Origin of the sequence: Rheinheimera marina, assembly GCF_042654345.1 — a bacterium.
GTDB classification, from domain to species: domain Bacteria; phylum Pseudomonadota; class Gammaproteobacteria; order Enterobacterales; family Alteromonadaceae; genus Pararheinheimera; species Pararheinheimera marina.
Genome location: NZ_JBHSGB010000016.1, coordinates 16,809 through 41,507, shown reverse-complemented (window position 1 = coordinate 41,507; position 24,699 = coordinate 16,809). Strand labels below are relative to the sequence as shown.

Here is a 24,699-nt window from a genome sequence, read left to right as displayed (position 1 = left end):
CAGGAGCAGTCTATGGGCAATAGGGCCGGGATTCGAATTCTGTTGGCGGGTTTTTTCAGCCAGCTGCTGTGCCTGGGTATTGCCCGTTTCGCCTATACCCCATTAATCCCCTTAATGCAGCCTGCCGGGCTGACCGAATGGTTAGCTGGCCTCTTGGCTACGGTAAATTATGTTGGTTATTTTGCCGGAGCCTTGCTTGCTGTGCGTTTAAGCCAGTGGCAGTGGAAGTTTTACGTCTACCGCTGCGGCTTGGTGCTGGCGGTCGTTACAACGCTGGCGATGGGTTTGTCTGATAACCCGTTGATTTGGGGCCTCTCGCGCTTCTTTGCCGGTTTGAGTGCTGCTGCCTCCATGCTGCTCGCATCAGGTTTGATCCTGCATCAGCTAAAACAACATGGCCGCCCTGCTGAACTGGGCCTGCATTTTGCCGGTCTGGGTTTGGGCATCGCGTTAGTGGCTGTGGCCGTTGAACTCTGTAGTCAACTTGGCCTGAGTTGGCAGGCGCAGTGGAACTGGTTGGCTGCACTCAGCCTGTTGTTGGTGATCCCTGCCTGGTGCTGGCTGCCGGTACCTAAGCCCGCCAGCAGCCAGGCTATTGCCACGCAAAAGCCTGTGATTGACCCACAGCTGCTGCGCGGCCTGTACCTGATGTACTTTTGTGCGGGGTATGGCTATGTGGTGACTGTGACTTTTATCGTCAGCATGGCCAAGCAGGATGCTGCGCTCAGTGGTGGTGCCAACTGGGCATTTGCGGTGTTGGGGTTGGCGGCGGCTCCGGCTACCTTGGTCTGGGACAGAATTGCACGCCGCCAGGGCTATTTACCTAGCCTGCGGCTGGCGTTGGCCATCAATACCTTTGCTATCGTGCTGCCAGCGCTATGGACGGCACCCTGGTCACTGATGCTCAGTGCACTGTTGTTTGGTGGCAGCTTCATTGGCTGTGTCAGCCTGATGCTGACGCTGGCCGGGCGGCTTTATCCGGATAAGCCGGCACAGTTGATGGGGAAAATGACTTTGTGTTATGGCACAGCACAAGTGGTCGCACCCGCGTTTAGCGGCTGGCTGGCTGCTGCGAGTGGAGATTTTCACAGCAGCCTTATCGTCGCCGGCGGCATTGCCGCTTTGGGCGTATTGATACTGAGTTGGCTGGTCCGCCGCACCGCCATCGATCACCTGGCAATGCGACGGGAGTAATCACTTGCCGATACAGAAGGAGCTGAAAATGCGGCCTAGCAGGTCGTCCGAGCTAAATTCACCGGTAATTTCATTCAGATGTTGCTGGGTCAGGCGCAACTCTTCAGCCAGCAGTTCGCCTGCCAGGTGATCATGCAGTTGTTGGTCGCCAATGGCCAGATGTTCGGCGGCGCGTGCCAATGCATCCAGGTGGCGGCGACGGGCAATAAAACTGCCTTCTCCTGTGCCGTCAAAACCCATACAAGCTTTCAGATGCTCACGCAGCGCATCAATGCCGGAATTGGTTTTCGCCGAGATGTGAAACACCGGGTAGTCGCCATTTGTGCTGGCACCAACGGTTTCTCCGGTTAAGTCTGCTTTATTGCGGATCACGGTCAGGCCCAAATCTTTTGGTAAGCGGGCAATAAAGTCTGGCCAAATCTCGGCTGGGCTGCTGGCCTGCGTGGTAGTGCCGTCAACCATAAACAGCACCCGATCGGCTTGTTCGATTTCCTGCCAGGCGCGCTCTATCCCTATCTGTTCGACTTTATCTGTCGCTTCGCGCAAGCCGGCAGTGTCAATAATATGCAGCGGCATACCATCGATATGAATGTGTTCACGTAACACGTCACGGGTGGTGCCGGCAATTTCAGTGACGATCGCCGCTTCGCGTCCGGCCAGTGCATTGAGCAGACTGGACTTACCGGCATTGGGTCGGCCTGCTATAACGACGCGCATGCCTTCACGCAAAATACTGCCTTGGGTGGCCTGACGTTGAATGGCCACCAAGTCCTGAATGATTTCGTTCAGATCACCAGCCACTTTGCCATCCGACAAAAAGTCGATTTCTTCATCCGGAAAGTCGATAGCGGCTTCGACATAAATCCGCAAATAGATAACTTTTTCTACCAGATCGTGAATTTTACGCGAGAATTCACCCTGTAATGATTGCATGGCTGAACGGGCAGCCTGTTCACTGCTGGCATCGATCAGGTCGGCAATGGCTTCGGCCTGAGTCAGGTCCAGTTTGTCATTCAGAAAAGCCCGTTCAGAAAATTCACCCGGACGGGCAATGCGCACGTCTTTTAAGGTCAGGATACGACGTAACAACATATCCAGCAGTACAGGTCCGCCATGACCTTGCAGTTCCAGTACATCTTCGCCGGTAAATGAATTCGGGCCTGGGAAATACAGGGCTATGCCCTGATCGAGCACCTGGCCGTTCTGGTCAAGGAAAGGCAGGTACTCGGCGTAGCGAACCTTCGGTAGCTTGCCGAGTAAGGCCTCTGCGACGCTTTTTACCGCTGGACCTGAGACCCGGATAATACCTACTCCAGCGCGACCTGTGGCGGTGGCCTGAGCAGCGATAGTGTCTGTGCTGTACATAAAACCTCTTTTTATCCGACGGATTGCAGATAAACAAAAGGCCTGTTGGTGTGGCACCAGCAGGCCTTTGTCAGACTGTGACGCCTTTAGGCCCGGCTATACAGACCTTTTTTCTCCATACCACGGTAAATGTATAACATCTGCGCCAGGGAAATCAGGTTGCTTACCACCCAATACAGAACCAGGCCACTTGGGAACCACAGGAAGAACACCGAAAACATCACCGGCATCCACATCATAATTTTCTGCTGCATTGGGTCTGTCACTGTCATAGGTGTCAGCTTCTGCATCACGAACATACTGATACCGTATAACACTGGCAGCACATAATACGGGTCTTGCACGGATAAATCCTGGATCCACAGTGCAAATGGCGCCTGACGTAACTCCACACTTTCCACGAATACCCAGTATAACGCCAGGAAGATTGGCATCTGGATCAGCATTGGCAGGCAGCCACCCATTGGGTTTACTTTTTCTTTGCGGTACAGCTCCATCATGGCTGGACCCAGCTTTTGCCGGTCATCTTTATAACGAGCCTGGATTTCATCCATTTTCGGTTTCAGGTTGCGCATCTTGGCTTGTGATTCGTACTGAACTTTGGTCAGTGGGAACATCAGGCCTTTGATCAGCAGGGTGATAATAATGATGGCGACACCCCAGTTAGTGACGAGGCTTTGGATTAACGTCAGTAATGCAAACAATGGCTGAGAGATAAACCATAAGAAGCCATAGTCGACCGTCAGGTCCAGGCCATCGGCCAGGTTGGCCAGGTGATCCTGATCTTTTGGACCTGCATAAAACACAGAAGTTAAGGTGACTGATTCACCAGCTGGAATGGTCACTTCCGGACCACGGGCACCAATGACTCCATTGCCGTTGCTTACCAGGCTGTACAGTTGGTTGTCGGCATCTTTTTGAGGGATCCAGGCGGCCACAAAGTAGTGTTCCAGCATGGCAACCCATCCACCTTTGGTCGGAGATAACAGGTTGGTCTCCTGCATCTCTTCAAAATCGTATTTTTCGTAACGTTTTTCGCTGGTGGAGTAGGCAGCACCACGGTAGATAGGCATCATCATGCTGCTGGTTTTGCCACCTTCGATGGTTTGCACCAGGTGTTGATATGGCTGCACCAATTTGGTCTGGTCTGAGGTATTTTTCAGCGAATATTCTACCCGGACATCATATTTTCCAGCGGTAAAGACATAACGTTTCTCAACTTCCAGACCGTTATGCAGGTAAGTCAGAGGGACGACTAATTCATTCTGGCCAGCAGCTAACTGATAATTGGTTTCTGCAACACTGTACACAGGACGACCACTATTACGTTTGTCGTCAGGGCCGTCGGCCAGCAAGCCTGACTGAGCTACATATTCAAAGCCATTCAGTTTACGCATTAATTGGTAAGGGTCCGGGTTACCCAACGCCAGAGTGAAGGCTGGTAACTTCAGGTCAACAATGTCGCCACCTTTAGTGTCGATCACCAGTTCCAGTACATCAGTACGGACTTTCACCTGCTGCGCAACAGCTGGAGCTGATGTTGGCTGAGCGCTGCTGCTGGTATTTCCCAGTTGCAATTCGGCTGAATTGTTTTGCGCCTGGCTCGTTTCTGTTACCGCCGGGGTTGCTGGTTTTGGCGCGTGGTCGGCCTGCCAGGCTTGCCATAATAATAAGCTGACAAAAGCCAGGGCGATCACTAATAAACTGCGTTGAGAATCCATCTGTTAGTTAGTCTCTTTCTGCTGTTGTGGAACCGGGTCTTCACCACCGGGATGTAAAGGGTGACATTTTAATAGACGTTTGGCGGTTAACCAACTGCCTTTTATTGCGCCAAAACGATCTATGGCTTCAATGGAATAATGTGAGCAGGTTGGATAGAAGCGACAATTTGCACCCAGCATAGGGCTAAGCACTAGCTGATAACCACGAATGGCTTTAATCAGCAGCTTTGCTGCAGGGCCAGATATTGGCGCTTGATCTTGCTCCATAACTTTTCCAGTTGCTTATGCAATTCTGCATTAGGCGTTGTGCTGATATCGCCTTTGACCAAAAGCACCAAATCGACCGGCGGTAATCCGTGCTGATGCAAGCGAAAGCTATTGCGGCAGCAGCGTTTTATCCGGTTGCGTTGCGTGGCTAATTTAACACGTTTTTTTGCAATGGTCAGACCTAATCGAGGCGCAGGCCTTTGATTGGGTTTACAAAGTATGGTGAAGAGAGGAGAAGATACCCGGAAGGGTTCCTGGAAGACGTTGTTGAATTCGCGGGGAGTTAACAGCCGTAACTCCCTGCTGAATGTGTAGCTGACCACGCAGCGACCAAGCTTAAACTTGAGTCAGGCGTTTGCGGCCTTTGGCACGACGACGCGCTAATACTTGACGACCATTTTTGGTAGCCATGCGAGCACGGAAGCCGTGGTTGCGTTTACGTTTTAAAACGCTAGGTTGAAAGGTTCTTTTCATAACTTCGTCCGTCCGGTCGATATTTACTAAGGGTCTGTGTTTTAGTAAGTACCAAAACGCAGCGATTAAAAAAGAGCGCGAATTTTAAGTGAGCATTGCCGCCTTGTCAACGAAGATCCTCACCTTTCCATCGACTGATCCTTGTGTTTTTTTCAATCAGCCAAAAGTTGTCCACAAGCAGGAGCTTCAAGATTGAATAAAATGTGACTAAATGCCGTTGGAGGTCTGCTCTGCTTAAGCAGGGAACGGGCTATTTCGAATTGATATAACTAATTAATATTCAATTAAATTAGGTGCTTACCTGGTATTTTTCACGCGGGGCTGCTTCAGGGGGGGATTTTACAAAAGTCAATATTGAAGTTGTGGATAAAGTCGGTTCATAATGCTGCTCGTTTCAATGACGCCGGCCCGACTTCATCAGAATAAATAGGGGCTTTCTGGAGATAAAGGTGTATCAATCCGTTTGGAAAAACTGCCTTGAAGCTTTGCAGGCCGAGTTACCTGCCCGCGATTTTGGTACCTGGATCCGTCCGCTGCAAGCCGATAGTTCTGACGATGCCTTAACCTTATATGCTCCTAACCGTTTTGTTCTGGATTGGGTTCGTGACAAATACCTGAATAGGATCAATGAGTTGATCCAGGGTTATTGTGGCGATCATGCCCCTCGCTTACGGTTTGATGTCGGCTCTTCGCAAAAAGCCAGCCCAGCTCCTGTGGTGGCGATGCCAAAAGTGGCAGCCGCAAACCCTGTGGCCGCTGTGGTGGAACCTGCACCCAAGACCATCGTCAACAGCAATGTAAATGCCAAACATAATTTTGATAACTTCGTCGAAGGTAAATCGAACCAGCTGGCGCGTGCAGCCGCCCGGCAGGTGGCTGATAATCCTGGATCTGCTTATAACCCGCTGTTCCTGTATGGCGGTACTGGTCTTGGTAAAACTCACTTATTGCACGCTGTTGGGAATGGCATTTTGGCGAAAAAGCCCGACGCTAAAGTGATCTATATGCACTCGGAGCGTTTTGTGCAGGATATGGTGAAGGCACTGCAAAATAACGCCATTGAAGAATTTAAGCGCTATTACCGTTCTGTCGACGCCTTACTGATTGACGATATTCAGTTTTTTGCCAAAAAAGACCGCTCGCAGGAAGAATTTTTTCACACCTTTAACGCGCTGTTAGAAGGCAATCAGCAGATCATTTTGACCAGCGATCGTTATCCCAAAGAGATCGATGGTGTCGAAGAACGTTTAAAAAGCCGGTTCGGTTGGGGTTTGACCATTGCGATCGAACCGCCGGAACTGGAAACCCGGGTGGCGATCCTGATGCGCAAAGCGCAGGAGATCAATATTCGTTTGCCGGAAGAAGTGGCGTTTTTTGTCGCTAAACGGCTTCGTTCCAATGTTCGGGAGTTGGAGGGGGCGTTAAACCGTATTTCTGCCAATGCAAACTTTACTGGCCGTCCTATTACCATTGATTTTGTTCGTGAAGCGCTTCGCGATATGCTGGCTTTGCAGGACAAACTCGTCACTATAGAAAATATTCAGAAAACCGTGGCCGAGTATTACAAGATCCGGGTGGCTGACTTATTATCGAAACGTCGTAGTCGTTCTGTCGCGAGACCAAGGCAGATGGCTATGGCGCTTGCAAAGGAGCTGACCAACCACAGCTTGCCGGAAATTGGCGATGCTTTTGGTGGCCGTGACCATACCACTGTATTGCACGCCTGCCGTAAGATAGAGTCGCTCAAAGAAGAAACCCATGAAATAAAAGAAGATTTCCAGAATTTAATTCGGACTTTGTCTTCATAACACTAGGGACTGATGATGCAATTTACTCTTGACCGTGATGCTCTGCTGAAACCATTGCAAATGGTATCTGGTGCCATTGAGCGTCGTCACACTTTGCCTATTTTGTCGAATGTCTTAATTGAAGTCACAGCCGAAGGTCAGTTGATCTTAACGGGTACAGATTTGGAAATCGAATTGGTCGCCCACGCGCCAGTACAGCAAGTACAGGTGGCCGGCCGTATTACCGTACCGGCCAAAAAACTGTTGGACATCTGCCGCAGTTTGCCGGATTCCAGCTTGCTTGATGTTGTGGTGCAGGGCGACAACTGTGTGGTGAGCACAGGCAAAAGTAAGTTCACCCTGTCGACCCTGAGCGCGACGGATTACCCTAACCTGGAAAGCTGGGCCGGCGAAGTTGAATTACAACTGGAACGTCAGCAGTTACGGCATTTGCTGGACGACACCGCGTTTTCAATGGCGAATCAGGATGTGCGTTATTACCTGAATGGTTTGTTGTTTGAAGTAGATAACGGTGTGTTGCGCGCGGTCGCGACTGACGGTCATCGTTTGGCATTAAGTACTTTGGATGTGGCTGCAACGGCCGGGCACCAGAAACAAATCATTATTCCCCGCAAAGGCGTACTGGAAATCATGCGCTTACTGAGTGCCGATGAACAACTGGTGCAGCTGAGCCTGGGACAAAATCATATCCGTCTGACCGACAGTCAGTTCAGCTTCAGCTGTAAATTGATCGACGGCCGTTTTCCTGATTACCGCCGGGTCTTGCCACGCAACAGCACCAAGAAGGTGACTGCACACCGTGATGTATTAAAAGATGCGTGCGTGCGTGCCTCTATTTTGTCGAATGAAAAATATCGTGGGGTTCGTTTTACCTTGTCGGGTCAGAACGAGCTGCAAATCGTCGCGAATAACCCCGAGCATGAGCAAGCCGAAGAAGTAATTGAAGTTGAGTATGTCGGCGAAACGCTGGAGATCGGTTTCAACGTGGGATATCTGCTCGATGTGTTGAATACGCTGTCGACTGATTTGGTAATTATGAATTTAAGCGACGCCAACTCCAGTGCGCTTGTCGAAGGTGTGGGGAATCACACCGGCGCTATGTACGTTGTGATGCCAATGCGTCTGTAGTCTATGGCGTTACGCTCGCTGCGGTTGCACCGGTTCCGCAATATTGACCAGGCGGAATTAACGCCGCAGCCAGGCATCAACCTGGTCTGTGGCGCCAATGGCAGTGGCAAAACCAGCCTGCTTGAAGCTATTTATCTGCTTGCTCATGGCCGGTCATTCCGTAGCAACCGGCTGGACAAAATCATTCAGCATGACTGCGATGATTTTATCCTGAACGCCAGTATTGATTTAGCCGGGCAAGCGGCCAGCTTGGGTATTCAGCGTCAACGCGAACAGGACGTGTTGATTCGGTTGAATGGCGATAATCTGCAACGATTGTCCGACCTGGCGCTGTTGTTGCCAGTGCAGCTGGTAACGCCCGAGACGTTTAAACTGCTGTTAGGTGGGCCGAAAGAGCGGCGACAATTTTTTGATATGGGTTTGTTTCACGTGGAACATCAGTTCTTTCCACTGTGGAGTAAATTGCAACGCATTCTGAAACACCGCAATGCGCTGCTGAAAACTCAAAAGCGTTACAACGACGAATATGCGTACTGGGACCAGAATCTGGCCGTGCTTTCTTTCGAGTTACATAGTTTACGACTGCGCTACGTCGAAGCCCTGGCGCAGGCATTGCAACCGCTGTTGGCTGACGTCCATTGGGCAGAAAGTCTTGAGCTGCAACTTTATGCGGGTTGGCCTGAGCGCGTGCAAAGCGCCGATGAACTGCAGTTGCTGATGCAACAAAATTTCGGCCAGGATTTACGTTTAGGTCACAGCCAGTATGGCCCGCAAAAAGCTGATTTGAAGCTGAAAGCGCAGCAACAAGCGGTTGAAGAACTGCTGTCGCGCGGCCAATTAAAGGTTTTATTGTTTGCGTTGAAAGTAGCGCAAAATAACTTAATTTATAACTACGGCCAGAAGCGGCCAGTGTTATTAATAGATGATTTGGCGTCGGAATTAGATGATAATTCCAAGCGTCATATTTTTAGTTTTTTAAACACCATTAACTCGCAGGTGTTTATCACTGCGATTAATGCTGACCAGGTTTTACCATCAGTACCGGAGAAGAATCCGGCATTGTTTCACGTGGAACAAGGGCAGATAACAAAACGGACAGAATGAGATGGCCGAAGAACATAATTACGACTCGTCGAGTATCAAAGTATTAAAAGGCCTTGATGCAGTACGCAAAAGACCCGGTATGTATATCGGTGACACGGATGATGGCTCAGGTTTACACCATATGGTGTTTGAGGTGGTGGATAACTCCATCGACGAAGCGTTAGCAGGCTATTGTTCCGATGTATTTGTCACTATCCACTCGGATGGATCTGTCTCGGTACGCGATAACGGCCGCGGTATTCCTACAGATATGCACGAAGAAGGGGTGTCTGCCGCCGAAGTTATTATGACGGTACTGCATGCCGGCGGTAAGTTTGACGACAATTCCTATAAAGTGTCGGGCGGATTGCACGGCGTGGGTGTGTCGGTTGTGAACGCCTTGTCAGATAAACTTGAACTGACCATTCGCCGTAAAAACCAGGTGCATTCACAGATCTACCGCTTAGGTGTGCCAGACGCACCTTTGGCTGTGGTGGGTGAAACCGACTCCACCGGTACGGAAATTCGTTTTTGGCCTAGCCCAACAATCTTCAGTGATATTAACTTCCACTACGATATTCTGGCTAAACGCTTGCGTGAACTGTCGTTCCTGAACTCGGGCGTCAGCATCATTCTGAGCGATGAGCGCGAAGACAAACGTGACCACTTTAAATACGAAGGCGGTATCGAAGCCTTCGTGCAGTACCTGAACCGCACCAAAACTCCGGTGCACCAAAAGGCCTTTTACTTCACTTCTCAACGTGAAGAAGATGGTATTTCGGTGGAAGTGTCGATGCAATGGAACGACTCGTTCCAGGAAAACATCTACTGCTTCACCAACAATATTCCACAGCGTGACGGCGGGACTCACTTAGCAGGTTTCCGTTCGGCCCTGACTCGGGTGCTGAACACCTACATGGAAGCTGAAGGTTTTGCCAAGAAAATGAAAGTGGCGACCACGGGTGATGACGCGCGTGAAGGTTTAACTGCGGTTATCTCTGTCAAAGTGCCGGATCCGAAGTTTAGCTCGCAGACCAAAGATAAATTGGTTTCCAGCGAAGTGAAATCCGCGGTAGAAAGCGCGATGCACGAAAAGCTGAACGAATACCTGCTGGAAAACCCGGGCGAAGCGAAAATCATCGTCAGCAAAATTGTCGATGCAGCCCGTGCCCGTGAAGCGGCGCGTAAAGCCCGTGAAATGACCCGCCGCAAAGGTGCGTTGGATATCGCAGGTTTGCCAGGTAAGCTGGCCGATTGTCAGGAAAAAGACCCAGCATTTTCAGAACTGTACCTGGTGGAGGGTGACTCTGCGGGTGGTTCTGCCAAGCAGGGCCGTAACCGCAAAAATCAGGCAATTCTGCCACTGAAAGGTAAGATCCTGAACGTAGAAAAAGCCCGTTTCGACAAGATGATTTCATCGCAGGAAGTGGGCACGCTGATCACCGCATTAGGCTGTGGTATTGGCCGTGAAGAGTACAATCCGGATAAAACCCGTTATCACAGCATCATTCTGATGACGGACGCCGACGTCGACGGTTCTCACATCCGAACTTTGTTGCTGACCTTCTTCTATCGTCAGACCCCTGAGCTGATTGAGCGTGGCTACATCTACATTGCACAGCCACCACTGTATAAAGTGAAAAAGGGCAAGCAAGAACAATACATTAAAGACGATTCTGCCTTGACCGAATTCCTGACCACGCTGGCACTGGATGAAGCCAGCCTGCATGTGAATGCTGATGCACCGGGCATCGGTGGCGCCGCACTGGAAAGCCTGGTTCAGCAATACCACAAGGTTCAGAGCATCATTGGCCGTTTAAGCCGTAAGATTCCAACGAATCTGTTAACTGAGTTGGTCTATGTGCCTGCAGTGACTGTTGATATCTGTAAGGATGCCGCCGCGACGGAAGCTTGGGTGAAGAACCTGGTCGGCCGCCTGCAAGAACGTGAAGGTGATGGTTCCAGCTATAGCTACTCTGTGGTAGAAGACCGTGAGCGCCAGCTGTCGGTACCTAAAGTGATCATCCGGCAGCATGGCATCGACAACGAATATGCGCTGCATTATGACTTTATCAATTCAGTTGATTATGGCCGTATTGTTGAGCTGGGTAACGCGATCCGTGACCTGATGGAAGAAGGTGGCTTTATCCGCCGTGGTGAAAAAACCAAAGCAGTGCTGAGCTTCGCAGAGGCGTTGGAATGGCTGATGGCGGAATCCAAGCGAGGCCTTTATATCCAGCGTTATAAAGGTCTGGGAGAGATGAACCCAGAGCAGCTGTGGGAAACTACGATGGACCCGAATACCCGCCGTATGCTACGTGTCACTATTGAAGACGCTATCGCTGCAGACCAGCTGTTTAATACGCTGATGGGTGATGAGGTAGAACCGCGCCGTAACTTCATTGAAGAAAACGCGCTGAAAGTCGCGAATCTGGACGTGTAACAGTTCGGTCTGTGAAAGGGCTCCGGAGACGGGGCCTTTTCTGTTTTATAAAACCAGTAAAAACCCATAAAAATAGCGGTCCTCGGCTACAGTTCAAGGCCGCAAATGGGTATACTTTTCAGTCATTTTTTGAAGTCACAGGTCAGGCGAATGCAAAAGTACGACATCAAGACCTTCCAGGGGTTAATCCTGGCATTACAAGATTATTGGGCGCGTCAGGGCTGCGTCATTGTGCAGCCACTGGATTTAGAAGTAGGGGCTGGTACTTTCCACCCTATGACCTTCCTGCGCAGTTTAGGCCCAGAGCCAACCAACGTCGCCTATGTGCAACCATGTCGCCGTCCGACCGATGGCCGCTACGGTGAAAACCCAAACCGTCTGCAGCACTATTACCAGTTCCAGGTGATCTTAAAGCCATCACCGGACAATATTCAGGAGCTGTACCTGGGCTCTCTGCGAGAGTTGGGCATTGATACCTTGGTACACGACATCCGTTTCGTTGAAGACAACTGGGAATCGCCAACACTGGGCGCCTGGGGCTTGGGTTGGGAAGTCTGGCTAAACGGTATGGAAGTGACTCAGTTCACTTATTTCCAGCAGGTAGGGGGCTTAGAGTGCCGTCCTGTGACAGGCGAAATTACCTATGGTTTAGAGCGTCTGGCGATGTACATCCAGGGCGTAGATTCCATTTATGACCTGGTGTGGACGGATGGCCCGTTAGGTCGTGTCACTTACGGTGACGTGTTCCTGCAAAACGAGATTGAACAGTCGACCTATAACTTTGAATACGCCGATGTACCAGCGTTGTTTGCCTACTTCGACCAATGTGAAGCGGAAAGCCAAAAGCTGATTGAAGCCGGCCTGGCATTACCAGCCTATGAAAAAGTGATGAAAGCATCTCACGCATTTAACCTGCTGGATGCCCGCCACGCTATTTCTGTGACAGAGCGGCAGCGCTACATTCTGCGGGTACGCACCCTGGCCAAAGCCTGTGCTGAAGCTTATTACGCCGCACGTGAAAAGCTGGGTTTCCCGTTATGCCGTAGCAGTAAACAAAGCCAGGAGGCCTGACCGTGGCACAAGATTTTTTTGTAGAAATTGGCACCGAAGAATTGCCACCAAAAGCGCTGAAAACCTTAGCGACATCGCTGCAACAAAACATTAGTGATGAACTGACCAAGCTGGATTTAGTCTTCAGCAGCAGCCAATGGTATGCCGCCCCACGCCGTCTTGCTGTACGTATTAATGGCCTGGCTGAACAGCAAGCCGATAAAGAAGTTGAAAAGCGCGGTCCTTCATTGGCTGGCGCCTTTGATGCAGAAGGCAAGCCAACCAAAGCGGCTCAGGCCTGGGCACAAGCCAATGGCATTACTGTTGAGCAGGCACAAAAGCTGGAAACCGATAAAGGTGCCTGGTTAGTTCACACCGCCAAAGTGGTAGGCGCTGCGACAGTGACCTTGTTAGAGCAAGTGGTAAACACTGCGCTGGCCAAACTGCCAATTGCCAAGCCAATGCGCTGGGGTGCCAATGACGCTGAGTTTATCCGTCCGGTACACACCATTATTATGCTGTTTGGTAAAAACGTGGTTCCGGCGACTGTGCTTGGCAAAGTTGCTGGTCGTGTGACTCCGGGGCACCGTTTCCATGCACCGGCACTGGTTGAAATTGCTGACGCAGACTCTTACCTGCCCACGCTGGAACAAGCCTACGTGGTCGCCGACTACGATAAGCGCAAAGCCTTTATTCGTGCCGAAGTGGAGAAAACTGCCGTCAGTCTGAATGGTGTGGTGCCTATGGATGAAGACCTGCTGGACGAAGTAGCCTCTCTCGTTGAATGGCCAGTTGTGCTGGTAGGCAGCTTTGAAGAGCGTTTCCTGCAAGTGCCTCCCGAGCCGCTGATTTCCACCATGAAGGACAATCAGAAGTACTTCCCGCTGCTGGGCAAAGACGGAAATCTGCTGAACAAGTTTATCTTTGTGGCCAACATTGCCAGCAAAGACCCAAGCCAGATCATCAGTGGTAATGAGAAAGTCGTGCGCCCGCGCCTGACTGACGCGCAGTTCTTCTTCCAGACTGACCGCAAAACCAAACTGGCAGACCGTCTGCCATCATTGGGCACAGTGTTGTTCCAGCAAAAGCTCGGTACCTTACTGGAAAAATCAGAACGCATTGCCAAAGTGGCGGCCTTTATCGCCGCTAAAATTGGTGCCGATGTACAGCACGCAGAGCGTGCTGGTCTGTTGTCCAAAACTGACTTGATGACCGATATGGTGGGTGAATTCCCGGAAGTGCAGGGCGTAATGGGTATGCACTATGCGCGTCTGGACGGCGAAGCCGAAGCAGTGGCTGTAGCGCTGAATGAGCAGTACAAACCGCGTTTTGCCGGTGACAGCCTGCCAAGCCAACTGGAAGCCTGTGCAGTCGCTATTGCCGACAAACTGGATTCACTGGTAGGTATCTTTGGTATAGGTCAGGCGCCTAAAGGCGATAAAGACCCCTTTGCGCTGCGTCGAGCCGCCATTGGTGCGCTGCGTATTATGGTCGAGAAACAATTGCCACTGGACCTGGTTGAGCTGATTGAATTTAGCAAAACCACCTTTGGTGACAAACTGACTCAGGCCACTGTGTCTGATGAAGTACTGGACTTTATGCTAGGCCGCTTCCGCGCCTGGTATGAAGCCGAAGGTTTTGGTGTTGATGTAATCCAGGCTGTATTGGCGCGTCGCCCAACAAACCCAGCTGATTTTGACCGCCGGGTTAAAGCTGTGGCTGAGTTCCGTAAACTGGATGCAGCGCTAGCCTTGGCTGCTGCCAATAAGCGGGTGGGGAACATTCTGGCCAAAGTGACTGAAGCCATCCCGGAAATGGTTAATGAAGCCTTGTTGGCGGAAGCTGCTGAAAAAGCCTTGCATAGCGCCATCACGGCTGAACTGTCTTATCAGACCAAGGTGGACAACTACACAGAAGCGCTTGCCCATTTAGCTGCTCTGCGTGAGGTTGTTGACCAATTCTTTGACCAGGTGATGGTCAATGCGGACGACGCCGCTGTGCGGTTAAACCGTCAGGCCTTGTTGGCCCGGTTACGCGACTTATTCCTGCGTGTTGCGGATATTTCTGTACTGCAATAAGTTGGGCTAATCGCTAAATAAAAAAGGAGCTGTTGCTCCTTTTTTATTTTCTGCACAAGGCGAATGGTGTGACTGGCTTAATGGGCTGCATGCTCATTGGCTGCCAACTTGGCCTTACGTGCCATGGCGTCGCTCAGTTTTCCTGTGGCTGCCCAGCCGATCAATGCTATCCAGGCAATCCAGGAAAAGCCGGCTGGGACATTAAGCAGGGCAATTTTGCCCAGATGCTTGCGGTTAAACAGACTGGCGAGCAGAGTTGGCAAAAACCACACCAGTAAAAACAACAGGATAAAGCCAGCCAATGTAAAGCCGTTCATCGCCATCAGTTTCGCGGTAAATTCGTTGATAAAATCCATATGTCACTCCGTAAGTTGATTTCAATTTGTTGATTAGTTTTATGCCCTTGGACAAGCAGCTAACTCATCCAAGGCGCTAGCGATGTTTGCCGCTTTTTTTGGGGTTCGTAACTTAAGTCGTTGAATCACCTCGAACTGTTACAGAAAATATTATTTATTTTTTTGTAACAAATTCGTGGTTAGGGCAGACTAGGGCAAGGTATGGTCGAAACAGACACAGGGAAGAAAGCGATAAACCTATGAGCAAAGCAGCCCATCAGCAGGTGCTGGCATTATGGCAGCAATACAAAGCAGCGATCAGCCGGACCTTGCTGGGTTATGAAGCGGACTATTCATTAAGGCAAGACTTGATGCAGGAGTTGTACCTGGCCCTGTATCATTCGGCAGAGCGGCTGGCTGCCGCTGAAAATCAGCGCGCTTACCTGTTTCGTGTGATGCACAATGTGGCGGTTGATCATATCGCCCGAGCCAGCCGTCAGCGCTGGCAGCCACTGGAGGAACAAGAGTTACCGGAAGAGTTGACCGCCGCTTGCCCTTCAGAGCAGAAGTCGGCCGAACAACAAAGCAGCCTGCTCCTGCAGGCTGTACAGCAGTTATCGCCGGCGCACCGTCAGGTGGTTTTGCTGGCGATGGAAGACACTGACCCACAGCAGATCGCAGACATCCTTGGGCTTAGTCATGGCGCTGTCCGGGTTCGATTAAGCAGAGCAAAAGCCGAATTACAGGAGTTGTTAGATCATGCCTCAAGCCTTTGATTTCACTGAATTAACTAAAAGCTGGCAACAGCAGCAACCGCTAATGGAACCAGACCTTGCAGGCGTTTTGCAGAAGCAGAAAAAGCGGCGTTGGCTGGCTGCAGCCGAACTGATAGCCTGTAGCGTGATGCTGGCATGCGCCGTTGCTGCCTGGCTGCTGTTACCCACCTGGTTAGGCGCTTTGTCAGCGTTATTTCTGGCTGGTGGTGCACTGGTTCAGGCGGTGCTGAGCTGGAAGCTGCACTTACCGCTATTGGCTTATGCGGACTGGAGCAGTACAGGTTTACTGGAGTTCAGGTTACGTAACCAGCAGGCCTCCATTCGCTATTTAAGTTACAACCAGCATAGCTGTGTTGCCTTGTTGTTTTTTATCCTGCTGATGTGGGGCTTGGCCTGGTGGCAGCCTGACCAGGTGTCCGAGTCGCTGCTGGACGCCTATAGCCTGCTGGTTGCGCCCTTTTGTCTGGCGGTTTGGCTTTGGTTAGCGCAAAAGAAGAGATCTGCCCAAACGCAGTTATTGCATTTGCAGGCATTGGTTGCTGAACTGACCACTGGTTGATGAGTTATTGGTTCAGCCAGCGCCGAAAGGCCGCAGTGCGGGTTTTGCTGGTCAGCAAGGCTTCTTTACTGCCGGCACAATACACTGCCAGGCTGTCTTTAGTGTAAGACTCGATGCGCAGCACCGCGTCAATGTGGATCAGGTCACTGCGGTTTAACCGGAAAAACTGTTGTGGATCGAGCTGAGCTTCCAACTCCGACAAGTTAGTTTCCTGCAGCACATGCTGCTGTGCTTGTGAATCTGTGGCGACCAAGGCGCCTCCGGCGGCTTGGATCAGGCAGACTTGCGCGACCGGCAGCACCACCAGCTCTTGGTTTTGACGGACCAAAAAACGTTTCTTAAAGCCGCCTTTGTTCTGGTTTGTTTGCTGCATACGACGCTGCTGCAGGTTCGCCATGGCTTCGCTAAACCTGCTGTAGGCATAGGGTTTTAGCAGGTAATCAACCGCCTGGTACTGAAACACCTGCATCCAGTACTGATCATAGGCCGTGCTGAACAGCACAGGACAGGGCAGTTGCAGCCGCTCTAAAGCGTGAAACACCTGACCATCTGTCAGTTCCACATCAGCCACTATTAAATCCAGCGGCTCAGGGGCATCGAAAAACGCCAGCACTTGTGCCACCGAGCTTAGCTGGGCCACCAGCTGAGCTTCGGGGTGGTAACGACTCATAAATGCCTGCAGCTTTTCTGCGGCTAATGCTTCGTCTTCAATCAGCAAATAACGCATCCGTGATGTCCTTTCTTTGCAACGGCAGTTTCACTTCGAACTGATAGTCGCCAGCCTGAACAATCAACGGCTGGCCCAGAATCTGTTGGCAGCGTTGCTGCAGATTAGCCAGTCCGGTACCTGTGCCTGGTAGTGCATGAGCTTTTGGCTGGCGCTGGTGTGAAACATTTAGCCACTGTTGCTTGTAGCTGATGTTGATCTGCAGTGGTTGTTCTGCACTCGCCTGATTATGTTTCAGCGCATTTTCAAGCAACAACTGCAGACTGGCCGGCACCAGCATGGCATCTACCCCTTTCAATTCAGGCTGAATAGTTAACTGATAAGCCTGACCAAAACGTTGTTGCTGCAATGCCATATATAGCTGCGCCAATTCCAGCTCGTCCCGTAAGCTGACCAACGGCTGACTGCTGTGCTGCAACATCAGGCGATAGAAGTCTGCAAATTGCTGCAGAAATTCCTCGGCCTTGTCGGCATCTTTATGAATGAGTACCGATAAAAGGTTCATGTTGTTAAACAAAAAATGCGGGTCGAGCTGCTGCTGCAGGGTTTGCAGCTTGTACCGCTGCGCACTTTGTTCTGCGTCAATCAGTGCCAGCTGTTGTTGCTGTTGCTGCTTAAGGCTACGCCAGAAGCTGTCGACACCTGCTATCAGGCTATGCAGTAACAGATACATTAAGGCGACACGTAGATACTGCTGCAGTTCGGCGCTTTGTTGCCAGGCCAGGTCGAGTAACAGCTGTAGCAGCGTCATCAAGCCAACAAATAGCAGTGCGCTACAAGCCAAACTCAGGCTAAAACGCCGCAACAGGCTGGTAGTCCGATGCTTTGCCCAGAGCAGTCTGTCGGTAGTCCGGTTCAACCAAAGCGCCAGAGCCGCTTGCAACGTCAGCCAGACTGGCGCATCCGGATGCCACTGCAGGCTCTGGCCCGGCGCTGTCTGCAATAAGGCCAGATAGAGGCTGAACAGCAAGGAAGCGCCAGCCAGCAGGGCCAGAGTCTTAACCCTGTTCATCGGGTTACCTGGCTGGCTTCAGGTAAGCGCAGCAGCTCGCTGCCGTCGGCTGCATAAAATATCAGTTGAGGTTGTCCGTCTTTACCTACTGCCATTTCTATCCGTTTTTTTCCTTGAGGATCATTGAGTTGAAGCATCGCTTTTCGGTCTACTGTGCCATAAAAGGCCCGTCTGTGGCCATGAATATCCGGCTGTTGTTGTTCTAACTGCCGCAGCTTGCTCTGCGCTTCAGTGTCACCTTGCTGCACCGCCAGCATCAGCGTCATGTATTGATCAATAGGGTACTGCGGTCTGTCCACCAAATTCAGCCCTGTAATCAGCCGTCCATCTTGTTCTATGTGTTGTAAAGCCAGGGTCTGATCCTGATTGTAACGGTCGAACGATAAATGCAGGCCATGTTCAACTTTGCCGTCTTTCTGAAAACCCCGAAACACAAAACCACCGTTTTCTGTGCCTTCATCATTGTAAAAAATCATGCCTGGTCGCGGGCCTGGGTCGAAAAACTCTTTGCCTTCTTTGATGGCTTTTGGCGCGTGGCTGGTGTTGGCGATGACCAGCCGCGGATGGCCGCTGGGTTCCATCACATTAATACGTTGCACATTGAGTTCCCGTACAGTGCTCTGGTCGCTGGGCAGCCATTGGGTTTTGATTGTCAGGGCAATCAGGCCACTTAGCATCAGTACATTCAGGTGCTGTTGTTTGGGTAATAAACGCATCGTCATTCTCCTTGAGTTGATGCGTTTATCCTAAAAATTACCGGCAAAGAAGGCGTGCCGTTTCCTGTCAATCGCCGAAAAGCGTCAATCGACAGCGGAAATTGACCAATAAGCGGTTTAACCCTTTTTAATCAGATAGCGGTAAGGTAGTTCGCTGGTGTCACTGGCCAGCAATTCATGGTCCATAAAACGACAAAAGGCAGGAATGTCGCGTGTAGTCGCCGGGTCGTCCGCGGTAATCAGCAAGGTATCGCCGGCCTGCAGTTTACGAATGGCCAGTCGGGTCATCATCACAGGTTCAGGGCAACGCAAACCCAGCGCATCCAGGTGCTCGCTGGCGCTGGCAAATAACTCAGCTGTTGGGTTGGTCATGCTATATGTCCTGCTTCGCTAAAAAGGCTGCTATGGTAGCTTTGCTGCGGTGTTTAGTCTATGCCACAAAAACAAAGGGCAGCTTGCGCTGCCCTTTGGGTTTACCCTTTGTGCTCCACAGGTTATTGGAGCGCGCGCATTATTCCACGCGCTCGAACACTGTGGCAATACCCTGACCTAAACCAATACACATAGTGGCCAGGCCATATTTACCGCCTTTGTTTTCCATCACGTTGATCAGCGTAGTACTGATACGTGAACCTGAGCAACCCAGCGGGTGACCTAAGGCGATAGCACCGCCATTCAGGTTCACTTTTTGTTCCATCACAGGCAGTAAGCCTAAGTCTTTCATCACCGGCAACGCCTGGGCTGCAAAGGCTTCATTCAGTTCGGCATAGTCAATTTGCTCAATGCTGATACCGGCTGCTTTTAAGGCTTTTTGTGAGGCTGGAACCGGGCCATAACCCATGATTGACGGGTCACAACCGGCCACACCCATACCAATCACCCGGGCACGAATAGGCAAGCCCAGAGCTTTGGCTTTGTCTTCGCTCATTACCAGCATGCCAGAGGCACCGTCAGACAACGCAGAAGAAGTGCCAGCAGTAACGGTGCCATTGGCTGGGTCAAATACCGGACGCAGCGCGGCCAGCGCTTCCACTGTAGTTTCCGGGCGGATCACTTCGTCAGTATCAAATACCCGTAAAGCGCCATCGGCGTCGTGGCCTTCCACGGGCAGAATTTCATTTTTAAAACGGCCTTCAAGCGTGGCTTCGTGCGCCAGACGGTGTGACCGGGCACCAAACTCATCCTGCTGCTGACGGCTAATGCCGTGCATCTTGCCCAGCAACTCTGCGGTTAAGCCCATCATACCGGCGGCTTTCGCCACTGAAGTGCCAAGTTTCGGGTGGAAATCGACGCCGTGTGTCATAGGCACATGGCCCATATGTTCCACACCACCAATCAGGTAAACCTCTCCCATGCCGGTTTGAATAGCACGTACGGCATCATGCAGCGCCTGCATCGATGAACCACAGAGGCGGTTGACGGTCACAGCCGGCACTGAATGCGGAATGCCGGCCATCAATGCCGCATTACGGGCCACGTTAAAGCCTTGCTCCAGCGTCTGCTGCACACAGCCCCAGATCACGTCATCAATTTCGCTTGGGTTTAATGCCGGGTTACGTTCCAGCAGGCCAGCCATTACAGCGGCAGATAATTCTTCAGCCCGAACGTTACGGAAAATACCGGCTTTAGAACGGCCCATCGGGGTCCGGATACAATCAACAATCACTGCTTGTTTCATGGTGTAATTTCTCCGCCTTAAACTGGATAAAACAGGTCGCCGGCAGCTGCCATGGCGCGGGTTTTTTCGGTGACCTGATAGATTTCACCTAAATGAGCATACTTGTCAGCCAAAGCAACAAAGTTCGCCAGACCAATGGTGTCGGCATAACGCAGCGGACCACCACGGAACGGAGGGAAACCTAAACCGTAAATCAGGCCCATATCAGCTTCTGCAGCGCTAGCCACAATGCCTTCTTCCAGGCAGCGAATCACTTCGTTAATCATCGGCACCATACAACGGGCAATAATGTCGTCAGCACTGAAGTCCTGTTTGGTGACGCCAGCACCGCTCAGCAGGCCATATGTGACTTCGTCTGTGGCTTTCTTTGGTTTGCCTTTGGCGTCTTTGCTGTAGGCATAGAAACCGACACCGTTTTTCTGGCCGAAACGCTGCGCCTGATACATCAGAGCCACAGGGTCTTTGTCCAATTTGGCCATCCGGGTCGGGAAGCCTGCCGCCATCACATCTGTGCAATGGTAAGCGGTGTCCAGGCCGACTACGTCCAACAGGTAGGCCGGGCCCATAGGCCAGCCGAAAGATTTCTCCATCACCTTGTCGACTTGGGCGAAATCGGCACCGTCCAGCAGCAATTTGCTGAAACCGGCAAAGTAAGGGAACAGCACGCGGTTTACATAAAAGCCTGGGCAGTCGTTGACCACAATAGGCGATTTGCCCATTTTGGCGGCATAAGCCACTACGGCGGCGATGGTCTCTTCGCTGGTGTCTTTGCCCCGAATCACCTCAACCAATGGCATCTGGTGCACTGGGTTAAAGAAGTGCATACCGCAGAACCGACTTGGGTCTTTCAGGTTAGCTGCCAGAGAATCGATGGAAATGGTTGAGGTGTTGGAGGTAATGATGGCATCAGCAGCCACCAGTTCTTCCACTTCTTTAAGCACCGCGCCTTTGATTTTCGGGTTTTCTACCACGGCTTCCACCACGATATCGACGGCTTTTACTGGCTCCATGCTCAGCGTCGGCTGGATGCTGGCAATGACTTTGGCCATCCCAACGGCGTCGAGCTTTTTGCGTTCCACTTGTTTGTTCAACAGTTTAGTGGCTTCGCCCATGCCTAAATCCAGCGCTTTATCGGCAATATCTTTCATCACCACAGGCACGCCTTTCAGCGCTGACTGGTAAGCGATACCACCACCCATAATGCCTGCGCCCAATACGGCGGCTTTTTTCACGTCTTTAGTTGCTGTTTTGGCGGCTTTTTTCGCTTTGCCTTTAATCAGCTGGTCGTTCAGGAACAGCCCAATCTGGGCTGCAGCTGCCGTCGTTTTGGCCAGTTTGGCAAAACCCTGATTTTCCAACACAATGGCGCCGGCACGGTCTAAGCGCGCCGCGGCTTCGATGGTTTCAACAGCAACCATTGGAGCAGGGTAATGCTTGCCTGCATTAGCGAATACCATGCCTTTGGCAGCGCTGAAACTCATCAGCGCTTCGGTCTTATTCAGTTTCAGTGGCTGCAGTTTAGCCCTGCGTTTTTTCTGCCAGTTCAGTTTGCCGGCAATAGCGTCTTTCAGCATGCTTATGGCGGCGTCTTTTAATTTCTCTGGTGCGACTACAGCGTCAACAGCACCTTCTTTTAAGGCGGCTTCGCCTCCGCGTTCTTTACCTGTAGTGATCCACTCCATAGCGCCATCGGCACCAATCACACGTGGCAGACGTACGGTGCCACCGAAGCCTGGCATCAGGCCTAATTTCACCTCTGGCAGGCCCACTTTGGCGGTGGTGTCGGCAATACGGTAGTCGGCCGTTAAGGTCCACTCGAAGCCGCCCCCCAGAGCGAAACCACGAATGGCCGCAATAGTCGGAACTGGCAGGTCTTCGGCCAGGTCGAACACGTCAGAGGCGTTTTTAATCCAGGGGATCAGTTCGGCTTCAGGCTGCTGGAATGTACTTAAGAATTCGGTGATGTCGGCACCGACGATAAAAGCGTCTTTGCCCGTGGTGTAAACCACGCCTTTTAAGTTTTTATCTGCGTGCAGCAGATTCAAAGCGGCCCGACAATCTGATAAGGTTTGCTGGTCGAATTTATTCACGGACCCGGCGGCGTTAAAGCTAAACTCGGCAATACCGTCGGCCAGATAAGCCACGGTGATGCTGTTACTCTGGTAGATCATGCATGTTCTCCTTCGTCCGGCAGGGCGGATGATTGCTTGTTATCGCAACTGGTAAGATGAGTTCTTTCGCAGTTTCAGTGTGTCGTGCTTTAGCAAAAATTTCAACCGTTATTTAAACGCGCGTTTGAATTTGCGATAGAAGTCCCAGTAACTATAGGTGGTAATGGTTTTATGTGGCGCTCTGCTCTGGTTTTTCGTCCTTTGTGCTGGTTGCTGACAGCTGCAGCTTGCACTTTACCTGCGCATGCAATGAACGATGTGATGCGTAAGCGCTTTGTGCAGGCGGAAAACAACATACATAAGCTGTCAGACACTCAGGCAAAAAAGCTGCTGAATGAGATGCAGACTTATCCGCTCACCCCCTATTTAGAACTCGAATACCTGAGTAAAAACCTCGACGACACTGCTGCTGTGGTGAATTTTATGCGTGAGCATCAGGGTACACCGCTGGAGCGTACCATCCGCAAACGTTGGCTGATTGAATTGAAGCAAAAGCGCCAGGCCGAGTTATTCCTGAAAAACTATGAGTTTGGTTCTGACACTGTGCTTGATTGTTATGCACTGGAAATGCGGCTGGTGCGGGAAAAACCTGTGGATGTCTGGCCAGCAGTGCGTGATTTATGGGCCGTAGGCAAATCTCAACCCGACGAATGTGACCCCATTTTTGAGCGTTGGCGCAAAGCTGGGCAACGCAATGCCGATGCGGTGTGGAAACGAGTGATGGCGGCGGTCGAGGCCGACAATCAGCGTATGTTGCCTTACTTGCGCTCGTTATTGCCTCGTGAGCAGCAGTATCTGGCCGACAAATGGATCCAGGTGATGGACAACCCGGCGTTGGTTCAACGCAAAAGCTTTTTAACCGGTAAGCAGGCGAAAGAACGTGACCTGGCTGCTTACGGTATTCAGAAGCTAGTTTGGAAAAAGCCGGACGCGGCCGTTGAGGTTTGGAAAAAATACCGCAGCGACCCAGCTTTTAGTAACGAGAACCGCTCGAAAACCGCACGCCAGCTGGCCATTGCGTTAGCCAGTAAAGACGACCCGGCCGCCAAACCTTTTTTTGCCGTGGTGCAAAACGAACACAAAGACCGGCTCTTTGTGCAATGGCAATTAACTCACCTGCTGCGCAAACACGATTGGGCCGGTCTGGTTGACGCTATTAAAGCGCTGCCTGAACCCTATGCCACTGAAGAAGGCAGCCTGTACTGGCTGGCCCGGGCTCAGGATGAGTTGAAGCAAACTCAAGCAGCACAGCTGCTGTATCAGGATCTGGCAAAAAAACGCAGCTATTACGGCTATATGGCTGCTGCCCGCATTGGTGCTGAGCCTTCGTTGGCGCACAAAGCGGTGCCTGTGTCTGAAACTGATTATCTGGCCTTTAAAAGCAGTGGCCCGGTTCGCCGCATTAAAGAATGGCAGGCACTGGACAGACCCAATGCAGCCAAACGTGAACTGACCAGTCTGCAGCGTTATGGCTCCGACTTACAGCGCTTCAGCGCCGCCAAATACGCATCTGAATTAGGCTGGCACGACAATGCCATTACTGCGCTGGCCCAGGCAGGTTATTACGATGACGTCGAGCTGCGTTTCCCGACTTTGTATAAAAAGGAAATTCAGGCTCAGGCCAAAAAAGTGAATGTCGACCCAGCCTGGGCCATGGCGATTGCACGGCGGGAGAGTACCTTTATCCCGACGGCCAAATCAGCGGTTGGCGCTTTAGGCCTGATGCAAATTATGCCGAATACCGCGCGCCACATCACAGGAAAACGGGTGACCGAACAACAATTGTATAATCCGGTCACCAATATTAATTACGGCACCTATTACCTGAACTACTTGCTGAAAAAGCATGGCAATGTGGTGTTTGCCACTGCGGCTTATAATGCGGGCCCGAGCCGGGTGAATGCCTGGGTACCGAAAGATGGCCAGGTGCCACTGGATATCTGGATCGAAACCATTCCATTTAAAGAAACCCGCGATTATGTAAAAAACGTGCTGATGTACTATCAAGTCTATAGCCTGAAATTACAGACGAATCAGCAGGTTTTTGCTCCGCTCGCCCGTATGCAGGTAGGCTCTGGCAACAGGGTTCTGTGATAGACTCGGCACTGTTTGAA

At 51.3% G+C, this 24,699-nt stretch carries 22 protein-coding genes; 10 read left to right on the top strand and 12 right to left on the bottom strand.

What is annotated here, in order from left to right; translation table 11 throughout:
* Window positions 1-12: 12 nt before the first annotated feature.
* Window positions 13-1,194: a YbfB/YjiJ family MFS transporter gene (locus ACFO3I_RS16165; RefSeq protein ID WP_377335728.1), complete on the top strand. Its 1,182-nt coding sequence runs from the start codon at window positions 13-15 to the stop codon at window positions 1,192-1,194.
* Here the strand turns inward: ACFO3I_RS16165 and mnmE are convergent, their stop codons facing one another.
* From mnmE to rpmH, 5 genes are all read right to left on the bottom strand, one after another.
* On the bottom strand, window positions 1,195-2,559 hold the full coding sequence (gene mnmE / locus ACFO3I_RS16160) for a tRNA uridine-5-carboxymethylaminomethyl(34) synthesis GTPase MnmE (protein ID WP_377335726.1): 1,365 nt from the start codon (window positions 2,557-2,559) through the stop codon (window positions 1,195-1,197).
* 86 nt (window positions 2,560-2,645) lie between these two features.
* Window positions 2,646-4,280: a membrane protein insertase YidC gene (gene yidC / locus ACFO3I_RS16155; RefSeq protein WP_377335724.1), complete on the bottom strand. Its 1,635-nt coding sequence runs from the start codon at window positions 4,278-4,280 to the stop codon at window positions 2,646-2,648.
* Window positions 4,281-4,283: 3 nt separating this feature from the next.
* Complete coding sequence (gene yidD, locus ACFO3I_RS16150) at window positions 4,284-4,547, bottom strand: membrane protein insertion efficiency factor YidD (RefSeq protein ID WP_377335722.1); 264 nt, start codon at window positions 4,545-4,547, stop codon at window positions 4,284-4,286.
* The gene (rnpA, locus tag ACFO3I_RS16145; RefSeq protein WP_377335720.1) at window positions 4,499-4,870 is read right to left on the bottom strand and encodes a ribonuclease P protein component; all 372 of its coding nucleotides are present in this window, start codon (window positions 4,868-4,870) and stop codon (window positions 4,499-4,501) included. Before rnpA ends, yidD begins: the two co-directional genes overlap by 49 nt.
* Window positions 4,871-4,883: 13 nt before the next feature.
* A complete protein-coding gene (gene rpmH / locus ACFO3I_RS16140; RefSeq protein WP_337841903.1) occupies window positions 4,884-5,021 on the bottom strand; it encodes a 50S ribosomal protein L34 in 138 nt (45 codons plus the stop codon).
* A 449-nt stretch (window positions 5,022-5,470) separates the two neighbouring features.
* On the opposite strand from rpmH, the gene dnaA reads away from it, so the two are divergent.
* The 6 genes from dnaA to glyS all read left to right on the top strand — a co-directional run bounded on the left by dnaA (window position 5,471) and on the right by glyS (window position 14,611).
* Window positions 5,471-6,829 carry a chromosomal replication initiator protein DnaA gene (dnaA, locus tag ACFO3I_RS16135; RefSeq protein WP_377335717.1) on the top strand — a complete coding sequence of 453 codons (1,359 nt, stop codon included), beginning with the start codon at window positions 5,471-5,473 and terminating at the stop codon, window positions 6,827-6,829.
* A 15-nt stretch (window positions 6,830-6,844) separates the two neighbouring features.
* Window positions 6,845-7,957 carry a DNA polymerase III subunit beta gene (dnaN, locus tag ACFO3I_RS16130; RefSeq protein WP_377335715.1) on the top strand — a complete coding sequence of 371 codons (1,113 nt, stop codon included), beginning with the start codon at window positions 6,845-6,847 and terminating at the stop codon, window positions 7,955-7,957.
* Window positions 7,958-7,960: 3 nt separating this feature from the next.
* Window positions 7,961-9,061 (top strand): DNA replication/repair protein RecF, encoded by a 1,101-nt coding sequence (recF, locus tag ACFO3I_RS16125; protein ID WP_377335712.1) that lies wholly within the window; start codon window positions 7,961-7,963, stop codon window positions 9,059-9,061.
* A 1-nt stretch (window position 9,062) separates the two neighbouring features.
* Window positions 9,063-11,483 (top strand): DNA topoisomerase (ATP-hydrolyzing) subunit B, encoded by a 2,421-nt coding sequence (gene gyrB, locus ACFO3I_RS16120; RefSeq protein ID WP_377335710.1) that lies wholly within the window; start codon window positions 9,063-9,065, stop codon window positions 11,481-11,483.
* Window positions 11,484-11,633: 150 nt separating this feature from the next.
* Entirely contained in the window at window positions 11,634-12,554 is a 921-nt protein-coding gene (gene glyQ, locus ACFO3I_RS16115) for a glycine--tRNA ligase subunit alpha (RefSeq protein WP_377335708.1), read from the top strand.
* Window positions 12,551-14,611: a glycine--tRNA ligase subunit beta gene (glyS, locus tag ACFO3I_RS16110; protein WP_377335785.1), complete on the top strand. Its 2,061-nt coding sequence runs from the start codon at window positions 12,551-12,553 to the stop codon at window positions 14,609-14,611. The genes glyQ and glyS overlap by 4 nt, the downstream gene beginning before the upstream one ends.
* Before the next feature lie 77 nt (window positions 14,612-14,688).
* Here glyS and ACFO3I_RS16105 read toward each other — a convergent pair whose 3' ends face one another.
* Window positions 14,689-14,967, bottom strand: a complete 279-nt coding sequence (locus tag ACFO3I_RS16105; protein ID WP_377335706.1) for a superinfection immunity protein — start codon at window positions 14,965-14,967, stop codon at window positions 14,689-14,691.
* Window positions 14,968-15,206: 239 nt separating this feature from the next.
* Between ACFO3I_RS16105 and ACFO3I_RS16100 the strand changes: the two genes are divergently transcribed.
* Both ACFO3I_RS16100 and ACFO3I_RS16095 read left to right on the top strand, forming a co-directional pair.
* Window positions 15,207-15,722: an RNA polymerase sigma factor gene (locus tag ACFO3I_RS16100; RefSeq protein WP_377335704.1), complete on the top strand. Its 516-nt coding sequence runs from the start codon at window positions 15,207-15,209 to the stop codon at window positions 15,720-15,722.
* Window positions 15,706-16,281 carry a hypothetical protein gene (locus ACFO3I_RS16095; RefSeq protein WP_377335702.1) on the top strand — a complete coding sequence of 192 codons (576 nt, stop codon included), beginning with the start codon at window positions 15,706-15,708 and terminating at the stop codon, window positions 16,279-16,281. The genes ACFO3I_RS16100 and ACFO3I_RS16095 overlap by 17 nt, the downstream gene beginning before the upstream one ends.
* Before the next feature lie 4 nt (window positions 16,282-16,285).
* On the opposite strand, the gene ACFO3I_RS16090 is transcribed toward ACFO3I_RS16095, so the two are convergent.
* The 6 genes from ACFO3I_RS16090 to fadB all read right to left on the bottom strand — a co-directional run bounded on the left by ACFO3I_RS16090 (window position 16,286) and on the right by fadB (window position 22,585).
* The gene (locus ACFO3I_RS16090; RefSeq protein WP_377335700.1) at window positions 16,286-17,008 is read right to left on the bottom strand and encodes a LytR/AlgR family response regulator transcription factor; all 723 of its coding nucleotides are present in this window, start codon (window positions 17,006-17,008) and stop codon (window positions 16,286-16,288) included.
* Window positions 16,989-18,020 (bottom strand): sensor histidine kinase, encoded by a 1,032-nt coding sequence (locus tag ACFO3I_RS16085; RefSeq protein WP_377335698.1) that lies wholly within the window; start codon window positions 18,018-18,020, stop codon window positions 16,989-16,991. Before ACFO3I_RS16085 ends, ACFO3I_RS16090 begins: the two co-directional genes overlap by 20 nt.
* The gene (locus tag ACFO3I_RS16080) at window positions 18,017-18,736 is read right to left on the bottom strand and encodes a hypothetical protein (protein WP_377335696.1); all 720 of its coding nucleotides are present in this window, start codon (window positions 18,734-18,736) and stop codon (window positions 18,017-18,019) included. Before ACFO3I_RS16080 ends, ACFO3I_RS16085 begins: the two co-directional genes overlap by 4 nt.
* A gap of 117 nt (window positions 18,737-18,853) precedes the next feature.
* A complete protein-coding gene (gene tusA, locus ACFO3I_RS16075; RefSeq protein ID WP_377335694.1) occupies window positions 18,854-19,108 on the bottom strand; it encodes a sulfurtransferase TusA in 255 nt (84 codons plus the stop codon).
* Between the two features lie 139 nt (window positions 19,109-19,247).
* A complete protein-coding gene (fadA, locus tag ACFO3I_RS16070) occupies window positions 19,248-20,414 on the bottom strand; it encodes an acetyl-CoA C-acyltransferase FadA (protein ID WP_377335692.1) in 1,167 nt (388 codons plus the stop codon).
* A 17-nt stretch (window positions 20,415-20,431) separates the two neighbouring features.
* Window positions 20,432-22,585, bottom strand: coding sequence for a fatty acid oxidation complex subunit alpha FadB (fadB, locus tag ACFO3I_RS16065; protein ID WP_377335690.1), 2,154 nt, complete (start codon window positions 22,583-22,585; stop codon window positions 20,432-20,434).
* A gap of 261 nt (window positions 22,586-22,846) precedes the next feature.
* On the opposite strand from fadB, the gene ACFO3I_RS16060 reads away from it, so the two are divergent.
* Window positions 22,847-24,679, top strand: coding sequence for a transglycosylase SLT domain-containing protein (locus tag ACFO3I_RS16060; RefSeq protein WP_377335688.1), 1,833 nt, complete (start codon window positions 22,847-22,849; stop codon window positions 24,677-24,679).
* Window positions 24,680-24,699 lie beyond the last annotated feature (20 nt).

Excerpts from the sequence above, each read along its gene's own strand:
- tusA (WP_377335694.1), bottom strand. The coding sequence starts at position 19,108 with ATGACCAACCCAACAGCTGAGTTATTTGCCAGCGCCAGCGAGCACCTG.
- fadA (WP_377335692.1), bottom strand. The coding sequence starts at position 20,414 with ATGAAACAAGCAGTGATTGTTGATTGTATCCGGACCCCGATGGGCCGT.
- ACFO3I_RS16165 (WP_377335728.1), top strand. The coding sequence starts at position 13 with ATGGGCAATAGGGCCGGGATTCGAATTCTGTTGGCGGGTTTTTTCAGC.
- fadB (WP_377335690.1), bottom strand. The coding sequence starts at position 22,585 with ATGATCTACCAGAGTAACAGCATCACCGTGGCTTATCTGGCCGACGGT.
- gyrB (WP_377335710.1), top strand. The coding sequence starts at position 9,063 with ATGGCCGAAGAACATAATTACGACTCGTCGAGTATCAAAGTATTAAAA.
- ACFO3I_RS16080 (WP_377335696.1), bottom strand. The coding sequence starts at position 18,736 with ATGCGTTTATTACCCAAACAACAGCACCTGAATGTACTGATGCTAAGT.
- ACFO3I_RS16060 (WP_377335688.1), top strand. The coding sequence starts at position 22,847 with ATGCGTAAGCGCTTTGTGCAGGCGGAAAACAACATACATAAGCTGTCA.
- yidD (WP_377335722.1), bottom strand. The coding sequence starts at position 4,547 with ATGGAGCAAGATCAAGCGCCAATATCTGGCCCTGCAGCAAAGCTGCTG.
- recF (WP_377335712.1), top strand. The coding sequence starts at position 7,961 with ATGGCGTTACGCTCGCTGCGGTTGCACCGGTTCCGCAATATTGACCAG.
- ACFO3I_RS16085 (WP_377335698.1), bottom strand. The coding sequence starts at position 18,020 with ATGAACAGGGTTAAGACTCTGGCCCTGCTGGCTGGCGCTTCCTTGCTG.
- ACFO3I_RS16095 (WP_377335702.1), top strand. The coding sequence starts at position 15,706 with ATGCCTCAAGCCTTTGATTTCACTGAATTAACTAAAAGCTGGCAACAG.
- yidC (WP_377335724.1), bottom strand. The coding sequence starts at position 4,280 with ATGGATTCTCAACGCAGTTTATTAGTGATCGCCCTGGCTTTTGTCAGC.
- dnaN (WP_377335715.1), top strand. The coding sequence starts at position 6,845 with ATGCAATTTACTCTTGACCGTGATGCTCTGCTGAAACCATTGCAAATG.
- glyQ (WP_377335708.1), top strand. The coding sequence starts at position 11,634 with ATGCAAAAGTACGACATCAAGACCTTCCAGGGGTTAATCCTGGCATTA.
- ACFO3I_RS16090 (WP_377335700.1), bottom strand. The coding sequence starts at position 17,008 with ATGCGTTATTTGCTGATTGAAGACGAAGCATTAGCCGCAGAAAAGCTG.
- rpmH (WP_337841903.1), bottom strand. The coding sequence starts at position 5,021 with ATGAAAAGAACCTTTCAACCTAGCGTTTTAAAACGTAAACGCAACCAC.
- mnmE (WP_377335726.1), bottom strand. The coding sequence starts at position 2,559 with ATGTACAGCACAGACACTATCGCTGCTCAGGCCACCGCCACAGGTCGC.
- ACFO3I_RS16105 (WP_377335706.1), bottom strand. The coding sequence starts at position 14,967 with ATGGATTTTATCAACGAATTTACCGCGAAACTGATGGCGATGAACGGC.
- ACFO3I_RS16100 (WP_377335704.1), top strand. The coding sequence starts at position 15,207 with ATGAGCAAAGCAGCCCATCAGCAGGTGCTGGCATTATGGCAGCAATAC.